This window comes from Pseudobacteroides sp., from assembly GCF_036567765.1.
Classification (GTDB): Bacteria; Bacillota; Clostridia; order Acetivibrionales; family DSM-2933; genus Pseudobacteroides.
The window spans coordinates 61518-79635 of record NZ_DATCTU010000071.1 but is presented as its reverse complement, the minus strand read 5'-3'; the positions used below and the strand labels follow the sequence as shown (position 1 = coordinate 79635).

Annotated in this window: 10 protein-coding genes; 8 read left to right on the top strand and 2 right to left on the bottom strand. The window is 37.6% G+C overall.

Translation table 11 applies throughout. The features are described from left to right. Nucleotides 1–5: 5 nt before the first annotated feature. Nucleotides 6–4889, bottom strand: a complete 4884-nt coding sequence (locus VIO64_RS10410) for a ferrous iron transporter A (RefSeq protein ID WP_331917850.1) — start codon at nt 4887–4889, stop codon at nt 6–8. A gap of 356 nt (nt 4890–5245) precedes the next feature. Between VIO64_RS10410 and VIO64_RS10405 the strand changes: the two genes are divergently transcribed. From VIO64_RS10405 to spoIIR, 4 genes are all read left to right on the top strand, one after another. Beyond that, entirely contained in the window at nt 5246–5725 is a 480-nt protein-coding gene (locus VIO64_RS10405) for a CarD family transcriptional regulator (protein ID WP_331917848.1), read from the top strand. A 67-nt stretch (nt 5726–5792) separates the two neighbouring features. Continuing rightward, nucleotides 5793–6848 carry a PIN/TRAM domain-containing protein gene (locus VIO64_RS10400; protein WP_331917846.1) on the top strand — a complete coding sequence of 352 codons (1056 nt, stop codon included), beginning with the start codon at nt 5793–5795 and terminating at the stop codon, nt 6846–6848. A 133-nt stretch (nt 6849–6981) separates the two neighbouring features. Then, the gene (locus VIO64_RS10395) at nt 6982–8592 is read left to right on the top strand and encodes a CTP synthase (RefSeq protein ID WP_331917844.1); all 1611 of its coding nucleotides are present in this window, start codon (nt 6982–6984) and stop codon (nt 8590–8592) included. 349 nt (nt 8593–8941) lie between these two features. Then, a complete protein-coding gene (spoIIR, locus tag VIO64_RS10390) occupies nt 8942–9640 on the top strand; it encodes a stage II sporulation protein R (protein ID WP_331917842.1) in 699 nt (232 codons plus the stop codon). 81 nt (nt 9641–9721) lie between these two features. Here spoIIR and VIO64_RS10385 read toward each other — a convergent pair whose 3' ends face one another. After that, nucleotides 9722–11569, bottom strand: a complete 1848-nt coding sequence (locus VIO64_RS10385) for an LTA synthase family protein (RefSeq protein ID WP_331917840.1) — start codon at nt 11567–11569, stop codon at nt 9722–9724. Between the two features lie 362 nt (nt 11570–11931). Between VIO64_RS10385 and VIO64_RS10380 the strand changes: the two genes are divergently transcribed. The 4 genes from VIO64_RS10380 to VIO64_RS10365 all read left to right on the top strand — a co-directional run bounded on the left by VIO64_RS10380 (nt 11932) and on the right by VIO64_RS10365 (nt 17919). Further along, on the top strand, nt 11932–12294 hold the full coding sequence (locus VIO64_RS10380) for a hypothetical protein (RefSeq protein ID WP_331917838.1): 363 nt from the start codon (nt 11932–11934) through the stop codon (nt 12292–12294). 196 nt (nt 12295–12490) lie between these two features. After that, nucleotides 12491–13258 (top strand): RNA polymerase sigma-I factor, encoded by a 768-nt coding sequence (gene sigI / locus VIO64_RS10375; RefSeq protein WP_331917836.1) that lies wholly within the window; start codon nt 12491–12493, stop codon nt 13256–13258. Then, a complete protein-coding gene (locus VIO64_RS10370; RefSeq protein WP_331917834.1) occupies nt 13255–14823 on the top strand; it encodes an anti-sigma-I factor RsgI family protein in 1569 nt (522 codons plus the stop codon). The genes sigI and VIO64_RS10370 overlap by 4 nt, the downstream gene beginning before the upstream one ends. Nucleotides 14824–14964: 141 nt before the next feature. After that, nucleotides 14965–17919, top strand: coding sequence for a dockerin type I domain-containing protein (locus VIO64_RS10365; protein ID WP_331917832.1), 2955 nt, complete (start codon nt 14965–14967; stop codon nt 17917–17919). Nucleotides 17920–18118 lie beyond the last annotated feature (199 nt).

Here is an 18118-nt window from a genome sequence, read left to right as displayed (position 1 = left end):
CACCTCTATAAATCTCCCGTCATTTCCAGCACTCTTGCTAGTGAAGATAGCACCTGAGCCCTTGTAACAATAGATCCTGGATTGAAATTGCTCTTTTCATCAACTGAAAGAACCTTGATATCCATGCAAAGCAGCACATACTTTTTAAGTTTTGCGGAAATAGCCCCCTCATCATTTATAAGCGGCTTCTTTAATGGTTCAAAACTTCCGATATCAATCCCCATTTTTGAGGCATAAAGTTTTCCTGCTAATGCTGCAAGCTCCTGTTTTTCAATACTTTTCATGGTACCTAAATTTCCAAACACGTCTGTGAGGCCCAAGGCAGCAATTTTCTGTTTCGTATCAAGTCCCGCAGCACCTCCGCCCTTGCCCATTAGAAGCTCATAGAGACTTACGGCATCTTTCACCGATAAAGTGCTTTCGGGATACATAGATCCATTAGGACCCATTACAGAGCTCAAATCATATTTTGCTGTAATCTTTTTTATATCTTCAGCCAAAAGGCCGTTCTCCGGTATATCAGCTGATGTATTAGAAACTGTTATCACCGTGTATTTTCCCGTACTTCCTGATGTAAATGAAACACTGTCACCTGCTGCAGTATAAGCTTTATCGGTCAGCTTCTTCCATGCAGCTTCATCGGCTCCAAGAATATATGGGTAGGCTTTTCCCTTTGAGCTCTTATATGAAAGCTTAATGGGCATGGCTTCATTAAGAACTGTTATTTGAGTTTCGTTTTTTATTATTCCCGGAGTACTGCTTGAGCCCTCCACTGCTTTTTCTATATATAAAGCTAATGCCTTAAGCATGTCCTCTGTTTCACCTGTAAGATATTTCTCCATTTCTCCCGGTGTCATTTTAACGGAGTCCGAAGATAATACAAGGTTAATTCTTTCCTGAACAAGTCCTGTGTCCTTATTATACAGCTTATCCTTAATAAGTTGCTCCACTTCCTGAGCGTTTTTGTTGGCATCAATGGCCTTAAATCCAACTGTAGTAATCTTTGATGAAAGATCTGCCCCTTTTGGCAGAACAATGCCGCTGGTGCTTCTTGTAATAGTCATCTTAAAGAATTCACTTTCAAAATCATAATTGTTTGATTTTCCAGTTCTGCTTAAATCTAGAGTTCTTGGTCTTATTGTAAACTCAGTTCCCAAAGTCTTAATAACAAGGCTCCTGTCTTCTGTGTTCATAAGTTTTATAATGCCGGCAGGTATGTATATTATATCGGTATCAATATTTGCACCAGTTGGTGTGATATCAAGCATAAACGGGTATCTTCCATTATTCTGAAATGCATTTTGGGTCCTTTCATCTTTTAACAGAAGCTTGTTTATATTGCTGTTGACAGCCATCTTCCAAAGAAGGCTCTCCTCTATTTTTCCGATTTTGTCCAAGAAGATAGCTTGCTTCTTGATATCCTGATCTGTTTTGTCATAATCTTTCTGGTTAAACTCTGTTCTAATGTCTGTAGGTCCGGCATATTTGGAATATGATACCGCCGAAGTATCAAGAGAGTCAACCTTGTATGCCCTAACCTTAACGTAGTATTTCATGTTTGATTTTAATGGAACATGCTTAACCGTGCCATCATGCTGCAGCGTAGCAACTGTTTTAATCCGGGCATAAAAGTTATAAAAGTTGGTCCCTGCAAACTCAGGAGATTTTTCCAAATAGTACGGAAGTATATTAGAGTCAGCATTTGTAAACTGTTCAAGATCTGAATCAGCCAATACCGTATAATCTACATCGTCTGATGACTTTATTGCAAGCTCATAGCTGTAGCCGCTTCGACCCTTCCATTTCACTTCCACCTGATGGTCCTTATCCATAGTACGGATACCATTTTTCTCAAGAACAAGGGAGAGATCAGTGCTTCCTTTATAAACTCTTACGTTGTATACAGAGTTAAACTTTAAGTTAAAAACTCTTCCATAATAGCGATAACCCTCTCTTGAAACAACAAAGCTTGATCGTGTTAGGGCCTTATAATCCTTATCATCCGGTCCTTTTATAAATATTTTGAAGTCATCCGGCGTAGTGCTTGGACTTGTATCCTCCCAAGATATGCCTATCTGAGAATCGGTAACAGGTATAAGGTTGGACGGCGATTCAACCAAAAGCGTTGTTACAGGTATACAAACCCATGCACTGGTTTTTCCGCTGGTTGTGTTTTCAGCCCTTATGCTAAAATAATAAAGCTTGTTGGGTGAAATCCACTGATCAATACTATATTGACATTTCTTACTTAACTCATCATACTCAAAATTGTCTGCAAGAGGCAACTCGTGCGGATCAAGGGACAAATCCCCCAGGGCTGCTCTAAAGCTGTTGTAGTAAATATCATCGCTATACAGCGACAAGGGTGCCTCTGAAGGAAGCATGCTGGTTGTGCATATGATCTCATACCTAACACCAGGCTCTGCATTGGTCCACTGAAATACTACAGTCGATCCCGAAACCATCAGGTTACCTACATTGTCCTTTGCAATGGAAAAATCCACTGGAGCTATAGGATTTCTCAGCGACTCGTCAGGAGGTGACAAATTACCATTTACAGTAGTCACAGGCAATATTGCCGTAAACATGGACTCTTGTTTAGAAGACCCGAAAACCAGCCTGGCCTTTAGGGTATAATAGTATGTGGTGTTTGGCTTTAGCTTTGAACCGAAGACGCTGTATGCCAAAGTATCTTCACTAAATTTATAGAGTGTTACTTTAATAGATGTACTCTGAGCGTCAGTCCCTATGAATTTTACATCCCCAATAGGATTCTCGGTGGACCCAATCATAATAAATGAATCCTTGCCAGTACTGTTACTGGCATACAAGTCATAGTATACAGCCTTGGTAACGCTCAGGTTTGATGTATAGTCAGCCCAGTTTATACTCACCTTTTCAAATTGAAGCTCAATGTTGTTTGAAATCTCCACAGGGGGCCCAGGTATGGTTTCGCTGTTATTTTTAGTTAGTCTCAGATTGAAGGGCATAGGCACTTCCCTGCCGCCCATTGTAAGAGTTGTGAAGCTTATGGGCACTGATCGATCTGAAATCCATTCCTTGTCCGTAGACCCTTTATATGCACCATTTGAAGTATACATTTGCAAATAGTATACCTTGTTGGGTATAAGATGTGCCGGATAACTGTCGGGATTGGGGATGTCATTGTCCGGTACCCCATCCGCATCCTCTCCCTTGAAAAGTTCAAATCCCTTAAACTTGTATATAAGCCTGTTTCCATCCTCAATTATATTGGGTGATCTGGCACTGACATACCTCATGAGCCTGTATTTCACCTGGAATTCTCCATAAACCCTGCCATCAAACTCTAGCTTGGGATATGGAAGGACAGAAATGTCAGTCTGGCTTGTACTTAAAAGAAAGTGAAAATATAAATCCTTGCTTTCATCATATGGAATAGAATTTTTAACCTCGTTCCAGTTTGAAGGCTTATTCCAGGATACGGTAATATCTGTTGATTTAATATTTATAACAGCATTTGTTTGAGGGTCAATAATATCTCCAGCTACTGCAGTCCTGTCCACAATGGTAAGATTTGTAGGTACAGGCGGCCTTGAGTTGTCTTCAGTTATGGTATAAGGCATTTTGGGCGATTCCAGCCTGTCGTTGGAAGCATCAGTCTTTACAACAACCTTATAATAAATAAGGTTGTTGGCATTACTTACAGTAAAAGCTGTTAATGCATAGGCAGACCCATTGGGAAAGTAGCTGTCATTGAGGCTCTTCCTAACTTTCCAGTCCCCTTCAACAGTAGGATCATCACCTGTTTGAACCTCATACTTTAGGGCTGGCAAATCGAGGCTGCCCTGATTTATCCTGTAAACTTTAACATAAACATTATTTGCTTCATCCCTTGATATCTGAAATCTCAGGGGAGAATAGACATAAGGGGTCGCACCCAACAAACGGCTTCCATTCTGGGAAATTGCAGGTCCTACGGTTATGGCATTGACTGCTGCTCCGGATGAATTTTTGACAATAGGCTTGATGTTCATATAATATACCGTACCAGGTAATATATCTGCATCAGGCAGCTGGTAAGTATTTGCAGGACCAGGCAGCCCTGATGAACTGCTTGCCCTTCCGATCAAATCAAAATTAACACTTCCTTCTGGATTCAAATCATTTACACTAGCAGTTGCACTGCTTCCAGATACATTGGCCGTATAGGATATGGGATCAGTGGGTACATTCGGTATTACCTGATTTACCAATATTGCCGATTGTGCAGACCCGCTGTTTAAGCTGTTATAGTCTGTTGATATGTTTATCCTGAAATTAAAAGTTGAAAACTCTCTTGTTTCGCTATAAAAGGAATTAATTTTAGCCTGGACCTGTGCCAGTGAATCCGGCTTGTTAATATATTCAAATGTATCGCTGGCCTCAATCCAAACCTTTGGAATGGACCACTGTAGATTTAGAGCTGGGCTAACACCTATTTCATAGCCGCCCCCCAAAACAGGCTTTCTAGTCTGCTCCAAAACTTTGGCCCTAAAACTTATATTTGGGCAAAAGTATAAAAGGCCGCTTCCTACTATTGAGCCTGTACACCCTATATTATTATATAACTCAATTTTTATATCATATACTATATTATCCAAAAGACCTGGAATATCAATGGTATTTGTAATCTGGTCCTTTCTGATTTCTGTAACCGTTACAGGCTCTGTAGGTCTATGGAATACCACCCTGACAGATTGAGTACCCGCCAAAGCAGGCCATCTGAGGGTTAATTGCCCAGATTCAAATGCATAAGCTGTTAAGTAAAAAGTGGGTGCAGCAAATGCAGTTTTTTGATTTTCCGGTAAATATCCCATGGTTATCAATATCACCAAAAATATTGCCAGCAGCTTCCTTGCAAATTTCATAACAACGCCACCTCTGATTATTTATCTATTTAATATTTATCGGCATTAAAAAATTATAAGATTAGAGCCATATTTTATTGACACACATTAATAGCTAATGTTAAAATGATTGTTTTGACATGCAAATGTGTTTATAGTATACTTAAAATATAAAATTAAGTTTATATTACAATTCTATAGTGGGAGGTGGTATTAAGAGTTTAAAGCTTTATTTCTTTTATTTTCTTAATTGTAAGACAAGTTATGAATAAGATATAAATAATTAATATATAGATTAAATTAGTCTTTTCATTCATTTATATATAAAGATAAATTATTTTTCTTTTCTTTGCTTTATTTGTTATGGAGGCGTACATATGTATAATATAGGAGATAAGATCGTTTATCCGATGCATGGTGCCGGAGTTATAGAATCTATCGAAGAAAAAGAGATTCTGGGCCAGAAAAAAAGTTATTACGTGGTAAAAATACCCGTCGGTGAAATGAAGGTTATGATACCCACTAGCAATGTAACGGATATAGGAATTAGACAAGTTATCAGCAACCAGGACGCAGACAAAGTATTAGCCACCTTAGGTGAAATGGAGCAATCTTCAAACAACAATTGGAATAAACGGTACAGGGAAAACATGACTAAAATTAAAAGCGGTGATATTTTTGAAATCGCCTGTGTTGTTCGATCATTGATTCAAAGAGACAGAGATAAGGGATTATCAACAGGTGAGCGCAAAATGTTAAACAGTGCTAAGCAAATTTTAGTCAGTGAACTTGTTCTGGCAAAAAATATAGAACCATTTGAAATTGAAAAAATAATGAACAAGTATCTCAAATTTTAATTGTTTCGCCCTTAGTGAAACAATAACATCATAGACCGCCTTATGACTAATTTGGGGGATAACTATAGTGCTTAACAGGATTATAAAGATTTCATTCTCTGTTGTTGGTGGTATTACCGGCTTTACATTGATTAATACCATTTTGTCTTTAGTTAATACTCAAACAAGCTACATGTTTCAGGTAACCATATTTATACTGTCTGTTATTTTTTGTGGAACTTTGTTTTATTTAGCAGGCGATAAGACTATTGAATTGGTTACAGCTGCGTTTGACAAAACCGAACAGATTGTTCAAAACTTAAGCTTGTATGAACTGACAATAAGTTCGATAGGAGCAATAATTGGCCTTATAATTGCAAATCTGATTGTAATACCGATAAAAAATATTGATATAATCGGTTTACCATTAGCTTTGTTTGCCAACGTTTTTTTCGCCTGCATTTTTTTCGCTATAGGAATTGCCGTAGGAAAAAGAAATGATAGCCTGCTTGATGCAGCAAAGTTTAAAAAAACTGCAAGCAGCAGTTTATCCGGCCAAAAGCTTCTTGACACCTGCACAATAATAGACGGACGCATACTTGATATAGTCCGGACAGGATGCATAGATGGCAAAATGGTTATACCTGATTTTGTGCTGGAAGAGCTGCGTCTCATCGCTGACTCCCAGGACTCATTAAAAAGGGCCAAAGGAAAAAGAGGCCTTGACATACTTAATTTACTCCAAAAAGAATTTGAAGGGATTGTAAGTGTGGAAGAGTTTGAAGGGATTGAGGGAAACCAGGTTGATGACAAGCTGCTAAAAGTCGCCAAAAAAACAAACAGCTCTGTTATTACAATTGATATGAATCTTAATAAGGTAGCAGGAGTCCATGGCGTTAAGGTGATCAATATCAATGATTTGTCCAACGCTGTTAAGCCGGTTGCGTTGCCTGGAGATGAAATGACCATTCAGTTGGTGAAGGACGGCAAGGAGCCAGGCCAGGGATTAGGCTATCTAGAAGATGGAACCATGATTGTAGTTGAAAATGGCAAAAGCTTTATCGGAAAAACAATAAACATTGTTGTTACAAGCAACTTGCAAACCTCAGCAGGTAGGATGATATTTGCAAAACCCAATTTATAATAATATATTTCTATTGACACTGGAAAAGCACAAATATAAAATAAAGAGTGTGTTTTTTTTGCTGTTATTCAGATTTATTCTTTATGATATATATTTAAAGGTAGGATCGGACCATTTTAGGAGGATTTTAATCATGTCTGTGAAGTATGTATTTGTTACTGGCGGCGTTGTATCAGGTTTAGGGAAGGGAATAACTGCCGCATCTTTAGGAAGGCTCTTAAAAGCAAGAGGCTTGCATGTTACTATTCAAAAATTTGACCCCTATTTAAACGTAGACCCGGGTACTATGAGTCCATATCAGCATGGAGAAGTTTTTGTGACTGATGATGGTGCAGAGACAGATTTAGACCTGGGTCACTATGAAAGATTTATAGACGAAAACCTAAGCAAAAACAACAACGTTACAACAGGTAAGATCTATTGGTCAATCATAAGCAAAGAAAGAAAAGGAGATTTCCTTGGCGGTACTGTTCAGGTAATACCGCATATTACTAACGAAATTAAGGACAGGATTTATAGAGTTGGGAAGTCCGACCGCACCGATATTGTTATTACAGAAATTGGCGGAACTGTGGGAGATATTGAAAGCCTGCCTTTCTTAGAAGCTATCAGGCAAGTATCGACTGATGTGGGGCGTGAAAATGTCATGTATATTCATGTTACCCTTGTTCCGTATCTCAGCAATTCAAGAGAGCCAAAGACCAAGCCTACACAGCACAGTGTCAAGGAATTGAGAAGCATAGGCATACAGCCTGATGTTATTGTCTGTAGAACAGAAAATAACCTTTCAAAAGAACTACGAGATAAAATCGGTCTATTCTGCAACATACCGGGCGACTCGGTAATTCAGAACTTAGATGCAGAAGTATTGTACGAAGTACCCCTTATGCTTGAAGCTGAAGGTTTGGCAGATATTGCATGTAAAAGACTTAATCTCCAATGCAAAGGCCCTGACCTTTCTGAGTGGCAGGAACTTGTTAACAAACAGAAAAATTTGGACAAGTGTGTAACTATTGCTCTAGTTGGTAAATACGTAGAACTTCACGATGCATATATAAGTGTTGTAGAATCTCTAAAACACGGTGGAATAGCCAACAGCTCTGATGTTAAGGTCAAATGGGTGAACTCGGAGCATCTGGACGAAAACAACTTGCTTGAAAATCTTGGAGATGTTGATGGTGTATTGGTTCCAGGCGGATTTGGAGATAGAGGAATTGAGGGTAAGATTTTAGCAGCAAAATACTGCCGTACAAATAATGTACCTTACTTTGGAATATGCTTGGGTATGCAGATGGCTGTTGTGGAATTTGCAAGAAATGTTGCAGGAATGGGAGAAGCACATAGCTCTGAATTTGACAATTCAACTCCATATCCTGTAATTGATCTTATGCCTGATCAAAGGGATATTGATGAGCTGGGCGGAACAATGAGACTTGGGTTGTATCCATGTAAAATTAAGGAAGGTTCAAAGCTGAATCATATATACAACGAAGGCCTTATATACGAAAGGCACAGGCACAGGTATGAGGTTAACAATGAATTCAGAGAAACACTGATTAGCAAAGGCCTTACAATTTCAGGCGTATCACCAAGCGAAAAGCTGGTAGAAACCGTTGAAATTACCGACCATATATGGTATGTGGGAGTACAGTTCCATCCGGAGTTTAAATCCAGACCAAACAGGCCTCATCCTTTATTTAAAGACTTTATAAGAGCATCTCTTGAAAATCAGAATAAAAGATAAGTTTAATGCTATTTTCAATTTATAAAGAATAGCCCGTATGTCTAGAGAACAAAATCGCTTGCGATTTTGCAACCTTGATTGTTGTCGTGAGAAATTATGGTGTAGCATACGCCATAATTTCCCAGACATTAAAAATAGACATGCTGGCTATTTTTACATATGTTCATGTTTTATTTCCAAAATGGATAAATACCAGCAAACGCACAATCTCCCACCTACTTTGAGCTTTTTTTCTATAAAGTATAAACTTTATTAAATTTGACAATACTTATTTATACAGTACTTACAGAAAACAAATTACAGAGTGGTTTTGCAAAAAATATACATATTATTCAGGGGGATTTCTACAATGATTAAAAAAATGGGCTTTAACTCCAAATCCAGACCAGCGATGAAATTAACATCGTGTATTTTAGCAGTTCTAATATTTATTTCTATTATGATATGCAACTCATATTCCGATGAGTTTAATAAGGAACTGTCAGATAATATTATTCGTCTGCATGTTATAGCAAATAGTGATTCAGAAGAAGATCAGGCACTTAAAAGAAGCGTTCGAGATATTGTATTAAAATATATGAAAGAAAACCTAACCCTGGATTCTAATCTTGATGAAGCAAAAAGCATTCTCAAAAGGGACATGGACAAAATAACCGCTCTTGCAAAAGAAGAGGTTTTGAGATGGGGTAAAGACTACCCTGTAAAATCTACATTGGGTAATTATCCCTTTCCTACAAAAGCATATGGTGATATTGCCTTGCCAGCTGGTAATTATCAGGCATTAAGAATAGTAATAGGTACAGGAGAAGGAGCAAACTGGTGGTGTGTATTATTCCCCCCATTATGCTTCGTAGATGCGACCCATGGGACTGTTCCCGATGATGTTAAGCAGAAGCTTAAAAGCTGTCTATCTGAAGATGAGTATGATATTGTAACATCGCCAACTTCCGAAGACGTGCCTGTTAAGGTAAAATTCAAGTTAATGGAAGTCTTTAAAGGCTCCAAAATGAAGGTCTCATCATTTTTCAAAAAGGTATTCGGTAAATAATAATAACTTGCTTATGCAGTAATTCACATTCTTTAGGATTCTATTGCAAATTTGTACTACTTTAGTATTGCTATAGAATCCTTATTTATATGTGTTGAAAAAATTGCTTCTTATTATGGTATCTGCTATTTCCAACCCTTTTATTTCATCTCGCTTTTGTTTTTCATCAGCATCTATGTTTCCAACCCTGTTTCCGTTTGCAAGTACAGCAAAACTCTTTTTTGTGTTGAGGAGGTTTCTGCCCATGGCAGAATTCAAATACTCTTTTTTGCCAACACCCATAAGATTTAATAAGGTAGGCATTACATCAATTTGTCCACCCCTGATACCTATAGTTTCACCCTTATATCCCTTGCTGTATACCATAAAAGGAATATAATTGTAGTTCTCCGACCACCAACTCTCTTTCTTTTTCATATTGATTATATCGTTTTTGTAAAACTTATGAACCCCACAGTGATCCCCTCCTATAGCCACTACAGTATTTTCCAGTGCACCTGCACTATCCAACTCTGATAAAAAGTGTCCTATTTGCCTGTCGGCATAGTGAACTGATTGGAAATACCCTCCTATCCTCGTCTTGTTAATATCCTCGGGAATAGACATTGACTCATACTTTTTAGGAAGATTGAATGGTGCGTGGCTTGACAGCGTAACCATAAATATATAAAACGGCTGCTTCTGCTTTAAAACTATAGGCTTAACTTGTTTTAAAAAAGACTCGTCGCTCAGGCCCAGCCCTATAAAATCATCCTGTACAAACTCCGTTGAATCTATGCATTTTTGAAATCCAATGGACTTTAAGGCATTCATCCAATTCCAGTAGCTTCCTTTATCCGGATGTATTGCCAAGGTTGAATAACCCACTTTGCCCAATAAAACAGGCATTGAATTGTAGGTATTGCCTGGGTATCTGAAAAACGTACTGCCCCTCCTGACAGGATACACTGATGTATTTACCATAAAGTCGGCATCAGAACTGGTCCCCATGTTTACCTGCTCCTCTATATGAGTAAAAAATATGCTATTTTTAATTATTCTGTTGAGATTGGGAGTAATCTCCTGGCCGTATACTTCCCTTCCCAAAACAAAGTTCTCCAATGACTCAACCTGGATATATATGAGATTTTTGCCTTTAAACATTGCAGCATATTTGTTATCCGGGAGGTTTTCATTCTTCTCCTTGAACCAGTCTTTAATTTCCCTTATCTGCTTTGTGCTCAATTTAACTGTTTTGCAATCATTATAATACACAATGAGGTCATTTATATGATATCCGATTGGCGATAACCTCTTAAATGTAATATCCGGTCTCCAGGTCACATCGAAAATAAATGCGTTCCTGTCTTTAATTCCCAAAACATTGACTTTAAAAGGAATATGAACCAAGTAGCCCACTGATATTAAGAACATTACTGCAAAGATACCCGGCCTAATCCTAAAACCGGATAGCCTTTTCCTAAACCATAAAATGCCAAGTAACATAATAGGAATATCCATTATTAAAATTAAATCCCATACACTAAAGAATGAAATAATGGAGCCAGACAGGTTATCAAGATTAGTTATCTCCTTTAGGAGGTGGGGAGTGACAAACTTATCAAAAGCTCTGAAATACAGCACATCTACCACAAAAAGTATTGTGACTGCAAGATTCGTCATAAAAAGATATATAATCCTTCCAATTCCTCTAAATAAAAAACACCCCACCAAAATAGCCAGTATGAAAAACACAAAGTAAAGCGGAAAATATATGCTGAAAAATCCTTCTATTATATTAAATTTCCAATGGTCCGGCCCCTTCACGTAACCCAAAAATACTGTTGACTTAAATGCAATAGCTAAAAAAGTATATAAAAAAAATATTTCTTTTAATGTAAAGTCAGTCAACCATCTGCCTATTCTCGCTATATTAAAAATAACCCTCATTACATTTCTCCCTTGCAAATATTATATAAATTAAAAGTGATAAATCTATTACATTTGTCTGTCGCAAATCCCGTTGAGCCGTTCGTTATTTGCTCCGACAAATGTAAGATTATTAGCACTTTTAATGTAGCTAAATAATTATAAACTTTTTTACATATTTTGAAAAGAAACTATTAACAATTATTATATTAATGTAATACAAAAAGAGATCAATCATAATGTGTTGCTTTTTGTTGATTATTGTTATATTAAAGAGTAAAATAGAATTAATAATTAAAATTGTCATATAATACTCCTTGACATTTAAAATACCTCATTAATACATTATAAGTAATAAAAATAATATATCGGGAAGGTACTATATGGTTCGAAGCACAAGTATTACAAAGGAACAGTCATTAAGTGCAATAAAAAACGGCGAATTCGGTAGAGATGTTATCAGTTCTCAGAATATTGTTGTTGTAATTATGACCCAAGACTGGTGTCCCCAGTGGATAGATATGAAAAGCTGGGTTTACTCAATTCAAACGGATAAAAATATAGATATATACGAACTTATCTATAATAAAACCGACTATTTTTATGAGTTTAAAAATTTCAAAGAGACACGATGGAAGAATTACAACATCCCTTATGTCCGTTTCTACAAAAACGGAAGCATGTACAAGCAAACTAATTACATTTCTCAAGATGAATTTATGAGTATACTGGAGTCAATGTTCTGATATTTTTTGTAATATCAGAACATTCCTCATTTCCATTTATCTGACTGCATTTGTATACTGCAATTTTCTTAAAAGCATTACCCTCATATCACCAGCTTGATTTCTAATATATTTTTATATCTTTTAATATAAATCAGCCACATTAAAGATACACAATACTTCGTAATATTGTATCAGGAAGGGAGTTTGATTTTGCTTGGCTATCTCAAGTATATTCAATTTAAATAGAAAAGTTGAGAAAACTGGAGATTCTCAAGACAACTCCTTGCTCAATAAACTTGTTAAAATAAAAAAAGGAGATAGTATTTTAAGGGAAGGCTTCATAGTTGAGCACAAGCCGTTTATATTCAGGGTTGTATCAAAGGTTACCGGAAAATTTGTAAGTGAAGACAACCATGATGAATTTAGTATCGGCATGGAAGCTTTTAACGAATCTATAAATAAGTTCGATCTTAATAAAGGATCCAACTTTTTCATGTTTTCAGAACAGGTAATAAAAAGTCGTATTATTGATCATTTACGTAAAAATAAAAAAGGTAGTACAGTTTATCCTTTCTCCAGCATTGACGAATATGATGTATTTGAAGAAAAATATCTGACCTCCGACTCCCATTACAATTATGAAAATATCGAAGTAGCTGAAGAAATTGATGCACTTAAAAATGAACTTTTTAAATACGGCATCACCATCTCGGACCTTGCTGTCAATTCTCCAAAGCATGATGACTCCCGCAGGCTTTGTATAAAAATAGCAAGAATACTTGCCGATGACGCTCAGCTTTTTGAGAAGCTTAAAAAAAACAAGACGATACCCAGAAACGAACTGCTAAAAAAAGTAAGCGTTCACAGAAGAACGATTGAAAACAACAGAAAGTACATAATAGCTGTTTCAATAATATTAAAAAGTAATCTTGAAATATCCAATAGAATATTCAAGTATGCAGAGGAGGGGATAAGCTCATGAAACACAGCGGCACCATTGGATATAATACTGAAAATCCAATAGATAGTGCAGATACTGAAAGCTATGATATAGGGATTGTTTATGAAATATTTGATTATGATGTAATTGTCCTTGACTCAAAGGGTCAGTTTGTTTTCCTTCACCGAAGAAATGATATGAAAATTGGCCATACAGTAAAATACAGGCTTTCAGATGTCTTGCCTCGTAGCACTGCAAGGTTTCCCAAACTTTTTCCTTTTTTATCCGCTGCAGCAGCAGTACTTATTACAGTCTTGGTTTTGTTTAAGCTAATAAGTCCTTTTGGAGCCGAGGCTTATGGGTATATAGATATAGATGTCAATCCCAGCACCGGATTTGAGTTTGATAAGGACCTTGAGGTTATCAACATAGTTACTCATAACAGTGACTCCTCTAAATTGATTAATGAACTGGACCTTTGCGGAAAGCCATTAAATGAAGCTTTGGGGGAATATGTGGAAAAGCTCATAACTGAAAGCATAATAAATAAAAAAGCCGATAATTTCGTGCTGTTTTCTGCAGCATTAAACAACAATGAAGACAAAAAGGTTGTAGATTCAATTTTATCTGATTCCAGCAAAAAAGTTAACAGCATTGCCAAAAGCCGCAAACTGAAGATAATAAGTCAAGTTCTCAGCCTTACCCCTAAAGATAAAAAAGCATCTTCAGAAAATAAAATGTCTATGGGAAAATATTATTTATATTTGAAAGCAAGGGAAAACGGCAGCCCATTAAATAAAGACAGCTTAAAAGATATGCCTGTGTACCGTTTGGCACAATTGGCAGGTTTGGTGAAAACCGGCAATAACAGTTCTGCCAATAGCACAAATAATGAAAACATAAAAAGCTCGGCTCAGCCTACCAATAAGACAGCAACAGCCAAGCCCGTAGCTGCAGTCACGCCTGCTTCTGATTTAAAGGCTTCACCACCTGCACAAAAAGAAACTAATTCTTTACATACAAATACACCTATTTTAAAGGATACCGAATTGCAAAACAAAGCTGCACCAACGCCTACAAAGAGTCAGAATACTGGTGTGAGTCCTGCTCCTTCAAAAATAAGCCCTACAAAAGATAATACTTCAAAGGACGGTACAAACAGACTAAAGCTTGAATTTTATAACAGAGACAAGCTCAAACGCACTCAGGGGATCAGTTTAGATATTAAAATCACCAATACAGGTTCTGGTGAAATAGACCTTAAAAACTTAAAAGTAAGATACTATTTCACAAAAGAAGGTAATTCAAATCCCATATATTCCTCCTATTTCTACAGCCACGGAGAAGAAAGCCTTGTTCATGGAAAGTTTGTCAGTAAACCCGCCAAAGAAGGAACTGAGCATTACCTGGAATTAACTTTTGATTCAGGGACCCTCCTTCCAGGAAAAGAGGTTTATGCGTTTGGATCAATTACTAAAGATGACTGGGGATATTTTGATCAGGAAAATGATTACTCCTTTGAGGGGGAACACAATATTTTTGAAGTGTGGGATAGTATTACCGCTTACATATCAGATACTCTCGTATGGGGTAAGGAGCCGTATTAACAATTTACCATATTAAAAGTGTTAATAATCTTACATTTGGCGGAGCAAATAACTAACGGTTCAACGGGATTTGCGACAGACAAATGTGATAGATTTATCACTTTTAATATATATATAATTTAAAATTAGGAGGTATCCAAAATGGAATGTACAAAGAGAATGAGTTTCAAAAAGCTGTTTTCATTATTGCTTGCACTAACTGTTGTTTGTGCTGCCTTTCCGGCAATAAAGACAGCAGCAGTCGTAAGCCAGCCTTACAAATGGAATAATGTAAAGATTGGCGGCGGCGGCGGCTATGTATGCGGAATTGTTTATAATCCCACTGAGAAAGGTCTTGTTTATGCCCGTACCGACATGGGAGGAGCATATATAAGAAATAAGACCACATTAGAGTGGGAGCCCATTACTGACTGGGTATCACCGGATGAATGGAACCTTTTAGGGGTTGAAAGTATAGCTACAGACCCTGTTGACACTAAGAGGGTTTATATTGCTGCCGGTACATATACAAACAGTTGGACATCAATGAACGGATATATTCTTCGCTCTAATGATTATGGTAAAACATGGGAAAGAACAGAGATGCCTTTCAAAATGGGTGGAAATATGCCGGGACGTTCTGTTGGAGAGCGTTTAATGGTTGACCCTAACAGTAATAATATATTGTATTTTGCAGCAAGAAGCGGAAAAGGTTTATGGAAAAGTACAGATTATGGTAAGACATGGGCAAGGGTCAGCAGTTTCACAAACGTTGGAAATTATGTTGAAGATCCGAATTTCGAATATTCAGCCGATAACCTGGGATTGTGTTTTGTAACCTTTGATTCAGCCAAAGGTACCAAGGGTTCACCTACAAAGGACATTTATGTTGGTGTTGCCGATAAGAAGAATCCCCTCTACGTTAGCCATGACGCAGGTGCAACATGGAGTCCGGTTCCCGGTCAGCCCACAGAAAGTACTTTTAAACAGCATAATAGTAAAGCCTTAAAAATTGGTATACCTCATCATGGAGTTATAAGCAGCAAGGGAATTTTATATGTTACATATTGTGACAGAGGAGGACCTTATCAGGCTGATGATGGTGCAGTTTATAAATATGATACTAATACAGGTATATGGACAGACATAACTCCTCCTTCAGACTATAACTGGGATGGCTCTCCAAAATATGAAAACTGGTATGGTTATTCAGGTTTAAGTGTTGATGCACAGAACCCGGATACACTTGTAATTTCATCGCTTCAGTCATGGTGGCCGGATAACTATTTATTCCGCTCAAGGGATGCGGGAAAAACATGGGATCCAATATGGAAAATGGGCGATTCATGGCCATCAAGAAATATGAAATACACCATGGATATCTCAAAAGCTCCCTGGCTAACATTTGGAAAAAAGATTAATGCAGCAGCCGGTGGTTTGGTAACCGGCAGTGATATAATGGATAGTCCTGCACCAAAACTTGGCTGGATGATGAGTGCCGTTGCAATTAATCCTTTTGATTCCAATGAAATGATGTATGGCACAGGTGCTACCATTTATGGCACAAAAAATTTGACTGACTGGGATAACGGTAAATTCGTAAATATCGAAGTTATGGGTATGGGAGTTGAAGAAACTGCAGTCTTAAGCCTAATATGCCCTCCAATTAACGGCGTAGAACTAATAAGCGGTGTTGGTGATATTTGTGGGTTTGTACATAACGATTTGACTGTAGGTCCTAAAATGATGATGACGACACCTACATTTACGAGCACTACTGGTCTGGATTATGCAGAACTCAATCCAAAGACCATAGTAAGAGTGGGTAATGCCGATAAAGAACAATACGAAATGATTAAAAAAAGCGTTGGTATTTCAAAGGATGGCGGTGCAACCTGGTCGGAAGTTCAACCAAATGTAAGCTATACATTCCCTTCAACCAATGCAGATGACATTGTTCAGGGCGGTACTGTTGCAGTATCTGCAGATGGTTCAACCTTTGTTTGGTCACCAAGCACAAGTCAGGGAGTTATATGCTATGTAAACGGCGGATGGAAATCTGTAAGTACACTTCCTGCCGGTGCAAATATTTGTTCAGATAGGGTTAATCCAAAAGTGTTCTATGCATATGCAAAAAATACTTTCTATACAAGTGAGGACGGCGGTCAAACATTTAAGTCTGTAAAGACCGGCTTGGAAGCTGATTCAGCTAAAATTAAAGCTGTGCCTGGCAAAGAAGGCCATGTATGGATTCCAGGTTCTTCAACAGGTCTTTCATATACAACCGATGGCGGTAAAACAATAAATAAGGTTAATGGAATTACTAGATGTGATGTGGTCGGATTTGGTAAAGCCAAAGCAGGAGAAGATTATCATGCTATTTATATATGCGGCGAAACAGATGGCCTGTATGCTGTCTACCGTTCTGATGACACAGCAAAAAGTTGGGTAAGAGTGAATGACGATCAGCACCAGTATGGCTCCATAAACTACTCAATTACAGGAGATCTAAGAGTTTATGGACGTGTTTTTGTTGCAACAAACGGCAGAGGTATTGTTTACGGCGAGCCAAATGGCACTGTAGTATCACCTACACCGGCAACACCTACTCCTACAGGTCCTGTGCAAGGCAACAAACTTTCAGGCTACATAGCACCTGATTTCACATATAGTGCTGAAGCAGGCAAGACAGTCAAAGCCGGTTTCAAGGTTGAGCTTGTTGGCCTTGGCCGTTCAGCCATTACTGATCAGGACGGTTATTTTGAAATATCCGGTATAACTGAGAAGGTTGCATCCTTCAATGTTAAGATAAGCAAGCCAAGTTATCTTGCCAGAGAAGTAAACAATATTGTAATAAATGGCAGTAAAGTCCTCGGCACTGCAGCATCGCCTGTTCTCATGTGGGCAGGTGACATGGGAAGCCAGGATGGTGCAATTAATATGTCCGATATAATTTTACTGGCCAAGTACTTCAACGCAGTTAAAGGCGATGCAGCATACTCACCGGAAGCAGATTTGAACTCTGATTCATCCATCAATATGTCGGATGTAATGATTTTTGCAAAACACTTTAATGCTACTACTTCAAGCTACCCAACTATAGGACTCCCCCTATAGTATTTCATAACTTGGCGTATGCACTTTTCTCTTTTGTGCATACGCTTTTTTAATGCCCAGATTTCTCATGGCAGCGACCAAGATTGCAAAATCATTTCATGATTCTGTTCTACGATTTTTGTTGCAACAAAAGTGATATAATAATATAATATTTAGAAATAATCACCAACTTTTGTCTTATTACTATACGTAGAAAGGA

Coding starts and splice junctions, on each gene's coding strand:
- VIO64_RS10380 (WP_331917838.1), top strand. CDS start 11,932: ATGGTTCGAAGCACAAGTATTACAAAGGAACAGTCATTAAGTGCAATA.
- VIO64_RS10365 (WP_331917832.1), top strand. CDS start 14,965: ATGGAATGTACAAAGAGAATGAGTTTCAAAAAGCTGTTTTCATTATTG.
- VIO64_RS10405 (WP_331917848.1), top strand. CDS start 5,246: ATGTATAATATAGGAGATAAGATCGTTTATCCGATGCATGGTGCCGGA.
- VIO64_RS10410 (WP_331917850.1), bottom strand. CDS start 4,889: ATGAAATTTGCAAGGAAGCTGCTGGCAATATTTTTGGTGATATTGATA.
- spoIIR (WP_331917842.1), top strand. CDS start 8,942: ATGATTAAAAAAATGGGCTTTAACTCCAAATCCAGACCAGCGATGAAA.
- VIO64_RS10395 (WP_331917844.1), top strand. CDS start 6,982: ATGTCTGTGAAGTATGTATTTGTTACTGGCGGCGTTGTATCAGGTTTA.
- VIO64_RS10385 (WP_331917840.1), bottom strand. CDS start 11,569: ATGAGGGTTATTTTTAATATAGCGAGAATAGGCAGATGGTTGACTGAC.
- VIO64_RS10370 (WP_331917834.1), top strand. CDS start 13,255: ATGAAACACAGCGGCACCATTGGATATAATACTGAAAATCCAATAGAT.